Here is a 6,932-nt window from a genome sequence, read left to right as displayed (position 1 = left end):
GGTGGTCCTGTGCGCCCGGCGCCGGGATATGCGCAGCCTGGTGTTTTGTGGTGTGGGTGTTTCCCCCGGGGCCCCCGGGTTGAAACGCCCCATTCAGCGCGCCTTACGCGACGAAAGTCCCCTTCAGGTCACTTCACCGCGCCCATGGACAGGCCGCGGACCAGGTGGTTCTGCGCGATCCAGCCGACGATCATCACCGGCAGGGACGCCAGCAGCGCGGCGGCCGAGAGCTGCGCCCAGTACAGGCCCTCGCTGGTGATGAAGCCGACGAGGAACACCGGTACCGTGCCCGCCCGCGCCGCGGTCAGGTTCACCGCGTAGAAGAACTCCGTCCAGGAGAAGATGACGCAGATCAACGCCGTCGCCGCGATACCGGGCGCCACCACCGGCATGATCACGCGGTACAGCAGCGTCGGCAGTTTCGCGCCGTCGATCCGGCCCGCCTCGATCATCTCGTTCGGGACCTCGAGGAAGAACGAGCGCATCATCCAGATCGCCAGGGGCAGGTTCATCGACGTGTAGAGGATGACCAGCGCCCACACGTTGTCCAGCAGCTGGACGTTCTGCGAAATCACGTACAGCGGGATGATCGCGGCCACGATCGGCAGCATCTTCGTGGACAGGAAGAACCCGAGCGCGTTCGACGTCCCCTTCACCGGCGCAAGCGAAAGCGCGTACGCGGCCGGGACGCCGAGCAGCAGCACCAGGAGCGTCGAAATCACCGTGACGAACGCGGAGTTCGCCAGGTAGGGCAGGAAACCGCGGTCGATCACCCCGGCGAACTGATCGAGCGTCGGGCTGAAGATCACCTTCGGCGGATCGGTGGAGGCGTCGGCCTCCTGCTTGAACGCGGTGATGACCATCCAGATCAGCGGGAACACGAACAGGATCGCCAGTACCCAGGTGACCGCGGTCAGCGATCCCGCCCCGAAACGGCGTTTCGTGGTGAGTGTGCTCATTTCACGCCCCCGTCCACCGAGAAGGTGCGGAACATCAGGCGCAGCGCGAAGGTCGCCACGATCATCGTCAGGATGACCACGACCACGCCCATCGCCGAGGACTGCCCGACGTCGAAGCCCTCGAACGCGCGCTGGTAGATGTAGTACGGCAGGTTCGTGCTCGCGGTACCGGGACCACCCTGTGTCATCAGGAAGATCGCGTCGAAGCTGTTCACGATGTAGATCGCGCCGAGCAACGTCGCCAGCTGCAGGAACCGGCTCAGGTGCGGCAGCGTGATCGCGGTGAACGTGCGCCAGCGGCCCGCGCCGTCGACCGACGCGGCCTCCAGCACGTCCTTCGGCTGGCTCTGCAGCCCGGCGAGGATCAGCAGCATCATGAACGGCGTCCACTGCCACACGACCTGCACCATCACCGACGCGAGCGGGAACTGCGAGAGCCAGTCGACGTCGGTGCCGAACACGAAGTGCAGCAACCCGAACTTCGGGTGGAACATCGTCGTCTTCCACAGCAGCGCGCCGGCGGCGGGCAGGATGAGGAACGGCGTGATCAGCAGCGTCCGCACCGCGCCACGGCCGAGGAACTTGCGGTCCAGCAGGATCGCGAGTCCCAGCCCGAGCAGCAGCGAAACGAACACGCACACCACCGTGAGCACGACGGTGTTCAGCAGCGCGCCGAGGAACGTCATGTCGGTGAAGACGTCGACGTAGTTGCGCAGGCCCACGAAGTGCCGCGAGCCGGGGCGCACCAGGTTCCACGACTGGAACGAGTAGAACACGGTGAGCAGGAACGGCAGCTGGGTCACCGCGATGACGAAGATCAGCGCGGGCAGCAGCGGGAGCCGCCGCTTGGCCGCCGTGCTCAGCCCTCGGCGTTCGGCCTTGGCCTTCGCGGGTTCGGCGGGTTCGGTGCGAGCGGGGACGGAGATCGTGGACATCACCGAACCTCCTGATAGGACTTACCAACCGTTTCGGCGTACTGCTGCGCCTGCTTCAGCGCCTCGTCCACGGACTCCCGTCCGGCGATCGCCGCCGAGAGCTGCTGGCTGACCCGGGTGCCGAGATCCTGGAACTCGGGGATCCCGACGAACTGGATTCCGGGGTACGGCACCGGATTCGCCATCGCCTTCTGCTGGTTTGCGTCGGCGATACCGTCCAAAGTGGGCTGTGCGTAGGCCTTCGCGGCGTCACGGTAGGCGGGAATGTCGTAAGTGGACTGCCGGACACCCGGCGGGACCCGGTTCCAGCCGTAGGTGGTGCCGACCTTCTGCACGAACGCCTTGTCCGTCATCCACGCCATGAACTTCCAGGCCGCGTCCTTGTCCTTGGCCACCTTGGGAATGGCCAGCGACCATGTGTAGAGCCAGCCACTGGCCTGCGTCTTCTCCACCGGTGCCGGCGCGTAGCCGGACTTGCCGACGACCTTGCTGCTCGCCGGGTCCTCGTTGGTCCCGGCCATGACGGTGGCGTCGTACCACATCGCGGCCTGGCCCTGGGTGTAGTTCGTGCCGCACTCGGAGAAGCCCGCGCTGGCGGCGCCGACCTCGCCGTGCTCGCGGATGAGGTTCACGTAGAACTCCGCGGCGGCCTTGAACTCCGGGCTGGTGAGCTTGGCGTTCCAGCCCTTGTCGAACCACTGCGCGCCGAAGGTGTTCGCGACCGTCGTGAACGGCGCGAGACTCTCGCCCCAGCCGGGCTTTCCGCGCAGGCAGATCCCGGCGACGCCGTTCGCCTTGTCGTCCAGCTTCGCGGCGAACTCGGCGATCTGCTGCCAGGTCGGTTTCGCGGGCATCGTCAGCCCGGCCTTCTCGAAGAGGTCCTTGCGGTAGGCCAGGAACGACGATTCGCCGTAGAACGGGACAGCGTACATCTGGTCCTTATAGGACAGTGACTGCCGGATGCTCGGGATGAAGTCGTTCCTGTCGTATCCGGGCGTGGCGGCCATATGCGGTTCGAGGTTCTCCAGCCAGCCGTTCGCGGCCCACTGCGGCGCTTCGTAGTTGCTGATCATGACGACGTCGAACTCGCCGCCCTCGGTCGCCGTCGACGCGGTGATCTTCGCCCGTGCCTGGTTCTCCGGCAGCGAAACGAACTTCAGCTTGACGCCCGGGTTGGCCTTCTCGAACTCCGAGGACAACGCCATCGCGTCCTTCATCTGCGGGTTGGCGACGATCGCGATGACGAGCGTGCGGCCGCCGCCGCCCGCCGCGCCCGCTCCCGCGCATCCGGTGACCAGCAGGGCCACCGCCGCCAGCAGGTATCCGAGCCTACGCACCACTCGCCCCCGGGAGGACCTGGACCTTGAGGCCCGCTCCGCTGCGCATCAGGTCGAGTGCCTCGGGATAGCGCTCCAGCGGCAGAGTGTCGGTGAGCAGCGCGCCGGTGTCGACGGCGCCGTTCGCGACGAGGTCGAGCGCGGTGCCGAAGCTGTTGAGCACGGCCATCGAGCCGACGACGGTGATCTCGTCGTTGTAGATACGGAACGGCGAGAGCGCGACACGGGCCTCGGCGGGCGCGACACCGAAGATCAGCAGCCGCCCGCCTCGGCGGAGCGAGTCGAACGCGGCTTCGATGGCCGGAGCGGCACCGGTGCAGTCCGCGGCGGCGTCGAACTTCTCGCCGTTCAGCTCGGCGACGTCACTCGCGACGGCCTCGGCGCCGAGCCGGGTGGCACGCGGCAGGCGGTCGGCGTTGCGGTCGACGACCGTGACCCGCGCCCCCGCGCGTTGCAGCAACTGCTGCATGATCAGCCCCATCGTGCCCGCGCCGACGACGAGGAAGCGTTCGCCGGCCTCGACCCCGATCTTGCGCACGCCGTGCACCGCACAGGAAACCGGCTCGACCAGCGCGCCCTGTTCCCAGGTCATGGTGTCGGGCATGCGGTAGCAGGTGGCGGCGGGGACGGCGACGTATTCGGCGAAGGCCCCGTTCACCGTGTCGCCGGTGGCGTTCCAGTTGGCACACAGGTTGCCGTGCCCGGACCGGCACGGCGTGCAGTAACCGCAGAACAGCGACGGGTCGACCGCGACCCGGTCGCCGATCCGCCATTCGCCCGGCACGTCCGCGCCGAGCTCGACGATCTCGCCGGCGAACTCGTGGCCGGGGACGATCGGATAGGGCGTGGGCGGGAAGTGGCCGTCGGCGATGTGCAGATCCGTCCCGCAGATCCCGCAGGCACCCACCTTGATGACGACCTGCCGTTCCCCGGGCTTCGGATCGGGCACCTCACCGACCCTGATCTCCCCGGGACGGTCCACGATCGCGGCACGCATGCCTCTCCCTTCATCCGCTCGTATGAGCGTCATTGATCTATCGTGCGGCTGGCATGTGTAGGCATTACAGGGTTTTGCCTGGTGGTACGTCAACCTTTCGCCGAGTTTTCACGCTATAATGCTCAAATGAGCGCTCGTTCCGTTGCATCGAGTCTGGCCGACTCGCTCGACCTGGCCAGCGTCGCCTACTGCTTCTACGTGCGTGGGAAGTCGAAGCTGGAGATCGCCGACGAGTTCGGCGTGAGCCGGTTCAAGATCGCCAGGATGCTGGACAAGGCCAGGGAAACCGGGCTCGTCCGGATCGAGTTCCGAATGCCGTCCCCTGTCGACGTCGTCCTGTCGGAGGAGCTGCGTTCCGCATACCGGCTCGACCGGGTTCTCGTGCTCGAACGAGCGCGGGAGAGCGAACCCCGCGAGATCGTCCGCAAGAAGATCGGGACACTCGCCGCGCGGCTCCTGGAGGACATCGCGACCAAGGACGACATCATCGGATTGTCCTGGGCCCGCTCGGTCAACGCCATGACCGAGGAAATCAGGGCACTGCCACGCTGCCCGATCGTGCAACTGTGCGGAGTGCAGGCGGGGATGGACATGCGGGGCCGCTCGGTGGAGACCGTCAGCCGCGTGACGTCGGTGTCCGGCGGCGACGCGTACCCGATGTTCGGGCCACTGGTGCTGCCCGACCGGCGTACCACCGAGACGCTGCGCCGTCAGCCCGGTATCGCGGAAACGTTCGCGCAGTTCAAGAACCTCACCAAGGCCGTGGTCAGCATCGGCGCGTGGCAACCGAACGAGTCGACGGTGTACGACGCGCTGGACGAGGCCGAACGCTCGGCGATCGCCGAGCGCGGCGCGACCGCGGAGGTCGCCGCGCGGCTGTTCGCGGCCGACGGCACGGCGCTCTCCACCGGGCTCGCCCACCACGTCCTGGCCATCAGCACCGAGGAGCTGCGCGCGATCCCCGAGGTCATCGCGCTCGGGTACAGCGAGCCGAAGGCGGCGGCGGTGGACGCGGTCCTGCGTTCCGGCATCGTCACCACGCTGATCACCGACACCGCGGCGGCCGTCCCGCTGCTCGAACTGGCCAAGGCCTCCCCGCCCTGATCCCGGATTCCGGGGTCGGCTGGGTGATTTCGCCGGATGTGCCGGGCCCGCCGGGTCGCGATCCTGGACACCGTGAGTGTGCCCGCGAAGAAGACCTCTCCACGCTGGCGACAGGCCGTGGTGTGGCTGCACGTGCTGTCGTCGGTCGTCTGGATCGGCGAGGCGCTGGCGCTGATGACGCTGCTCGTGCTCGGCGCGACCACCGACGATCCGCGGGTGCGGGTCAGCGCGACGTCGATGGCGCACGTGCTGGACACGACGCTGCTCGCGCCGATGGCCAACGCCGCCGCGTTCACCGGCATCCTGCTCGCCGCCTCGACCGCGTGGGGATTCTTCCGGCACTGGTGGGTGCTCACGAAGTTCGTGTTGACGCTGGCGCAGCTCTACGCCGGGATCTTCCTGCTTTCCGGTGCGCTACGCGACTCCGTCGAGGCGGCCCGCGCGGGTGCGCCCGTCCCGATCGGCTGGCCGCTGATCGCCGGAACCGCTTTGATGGCCGGCGTTCTCGCCTTCCAGGCCTGGCTCTCGGTCGCCAAACCCGGCAAGCGGACTTCGTGGTCGCCCACTGCCAAACCCCGCACCGCCCCGGCCTGGATCTTCGCCGCCGGAATCGCCGCCCCGCTCGCCGACACCACCGCCGGCCTCCTCCTCGGCTACCCGCTCCCCGCCCTCTCCCTGCTCATGCTCGCCACCGTCCTGCTCACCCGCCCCACCCGCCTCTCCCCCACCTGATCACGCGAGATCTCCGCCCAATCACGCGAGATACGCGCCCAATCACGCGAGTTCGCCGCTCCCGCCCGGGGGTCCCGAATGCCGTCAAGGCCACCTTATGGGCGTCTGACGCCCATAAGGTGGCCTTGACGGCAGGTCAGGTCAGCTCAGTACTCGGTGGCGGAGGCGTCCGGGGTCACCGCGGCCTTGCCGAGCTTCTTGTACGCACCGGCCACAATGGACTCGACGTCGCCGCCGCTCTGCGTCGTCGCGGCCGGTGCCCCGTACTCGATGGCCGTGGCGGCCTGCGCGGACGTCGCGCCCACCACGCCCAGTACCGCCGCCGCGGCACCCGCCACCAGCATCCCGGCCGCCACCCGCTTGATGTTCCGCATGACCCCTCCAGTTCACGAATCCGTCCCAGTGCGCCGACGCTAGCCCGAACCGGCCTCGCAGAGGACGTAGTTGACCGAAACTTGCCCCAAAGGGCGGAGTCAGGCCAGCTCGTCCATCCGCTCCTGCGCGGCCATGACGTCGTCACCGTGTTCGGCCGCCCAGTGTCCGAACGCCTCGATCGGGCCGAGCAGGCTCGCGCCGAGTTCGGTCAGCGCGTACTCGACCCGTGACGGAGTGTCGACCGCCCGGCGAATGACCAGCCCGGAGTACTCGAGCCTGCGCAGGGTTTCGGTGAGCACCTTCGTGCTGATCCCGCCGATCCGCCGCCGCAGCAGCGAAGGCCGCTGCGGCCCCTTCCGCAATGCCCACAGCACGACCGGGTTCCACGTGTTGGCCACCAGGTCGAAGGCCAGCCGGGTGCGGCAGTCGGCGAGGAACTCGTGCTCGATGCGGTCCACGGCTCCATTGTGCCCGCTCACGCGGTAACCAATCG

At 68.0% G+C, this 6,932-nt stretch carries 8 protein-coding genes; 2 read left to right on the top strand and 6 right to left on the bottom strand.

Going from position 1 to position 6,932, the window contains the following annotated elements:
* Positions 1-128 precede the first annotated feature (128 nt).
* The 4 genes from ACFWY9_RS01340 to ACFWY9_RS01325 are packed head-to-tail and all read right to left on the bottom strand — an operon-like array spanning position 129 to position 4,228.
* Positions 129-959: a carbohydrate ABC transporter permease gene (locus ACFWY9_RS01340; protein WP_378329495.1), complete on the bottom strand. Its 831-nt coding sequence runs from the start codon at positions 957-959 to the stop codon at positions 129-131.
* Complete coding sequence (locus ACFWY9_RS01335) at positions 956-1,894, bottom strand: carbohydrate ABC transporter permease (RefSeq protein WP_378329496.1); 939 nt, start codon at positions 1,892-1,894, stop codon at positions 956-958. Before ACFWY9_RS01335 ends, ACFWY9_RS01340 begins: the two co-directional genes overlap by 4 nt.
* Positions 1,894-3,231 carry an ABC transporter substrate-binding protein gene (locus tag ACFWY9_RS01330; protein WP_378329497.1) on the bottom strand — a complete coding sequence of 446 codons (1,338 nt, stop codon included), beginning with the start codon at positions 3,229-3,231 and terminating at the stop codon, positions 1,894-1,896. The genes ACFWY9_RS01335 and ACFWY9_RS01330 overlap by 1 nt, the downstream gene beginning before the upstream one ends.
* Positions 3,224-4,228 carry a zinc-dependent alcohol dehydrogenase family protein gene (locus ACFWY9_RS01325; protein ID WP_378337862.1) on the bottom strand — a complete coding sequence of 335 codons (1,005 nt, stop codon included), beginning with the start codon at positions 4,226-4,228 and terminating at the stop codon, positions 3,224-3,226. The genes ACFWY9_RS01330 and ACFWY9_RS01325 overlap by 8 nt, the downstream gene beginning before the upstream one ends.
* A 126-nt stretch (positions 4,229-4,354) precedes the next feature.
* Between ACFWY9_RS01325 and ACFWY9_RS01320 the strand changes: the two genes are divergently transcribed.
* Complete coding sequence (locus ACFWY9_RS01320; RefSeq protein WP_378329499.1) at positions 4,355-5,332, top strand: sugar-binding transcriptional regulator; 978 nt, start codon at positions 4,355-4,357, stop codon at positions 5,330-5,332.
* Between the two features lie 72 nt (positions 5,333-5,404).
* Positions 5,405-6,064 carry a DUF2269 family protein gene (locus ACFWY9_RS01315; RefSeq protein WP_378337861.1) on the top strand — a complete coding sequence of 220 codons (660 nt, stop codon included), beginning with the start codon at positions 5,405-5,407 and terminating at the stop codon, positions 6,062-6,064.
* A 146-nt stretch (positions 6,065-6,210) separates the two neighbouring features.
* Here ACFWY9_RS01315 and ACFWY9_RS01310 read toward each other — a convergent pair whose 3' ends face one another.
* Together ACFWY9_RS01310 and ACFWY9_RS01305 are read right to left on the bottom strand one after the other, a co-directional pair.
* Positions 6,211-6,438, bottom strand: a complete 228-nt coding sequence (locus tag ACFWY9_RS01310; protein ID WP_378327485.1) for a hypothetical protein — start codon at positions 6,436-6,438, stop codon at positions 6,211-6,213.
* Between the two features lie 99 nt (positions 6,439-6,537).
* Entirely contained in the window at positions 6,538-6,888 is a 351-nt protein-coding gene (locus ACFWY9_RS01305) for a winged helix-turn-helix transcriptional regulator (protein WP_378327588.1), read from the bottom strand.
* Positions 6,889-6,932 lie beyond the last annotated feature (44 nt).

The organism is Amycolatopsis sp. NPDC059027 (assembly GCF_042739735.1).
In the GTDB taxonomy this organism is placed as follows: Bacteria; Actinomycetota; Actinomycetes; order Mycobacteriales; family Pseudonocardiaceae; genus Amycolatopsis.
This window is presented reverse-complemented; position numbering and strand designations above follow the sequence as displayed.

Coding starts and splice junctions, on each gene's coding strand:
- ACFWY9_RS01340 (WP_378329495.1), bottom strand. CDS start 959: ATGAGCACACTCACCACGAAACGCCGTTTCGGGGCGGGATCGCTGACC.
- ACFWY9_RS01335 (WP_378329496.1), bottom strand. CDS start 1,894: ATGTCCACGATCTCCGTCCCCGCTCGCACCGAACCCGCCGAACCCGCG.
- ACFWY9_RS01325 (WP_378337862.1), bottom strand. CDS start 4,228: ATGCGTGCCGCGATCGTGGACCGTCCCGGGGAGATCAGGGTCGGTGAG.
- ACFWY9_RS01320 (WP_378329499.1), top strand. CDS start 4,355: ATGAGCGCTCGTTCCGTTGCATCGAGTCTGGCCGACTCGCTCGACCTG.
- ACFWY9_RS01310 (WP_378327485.1), bottom strand. CDS start 6,438: ATGCGGAACATCAAGCGGGTGGCGGCCGGGATGCTGGTGGCGGGTGCC.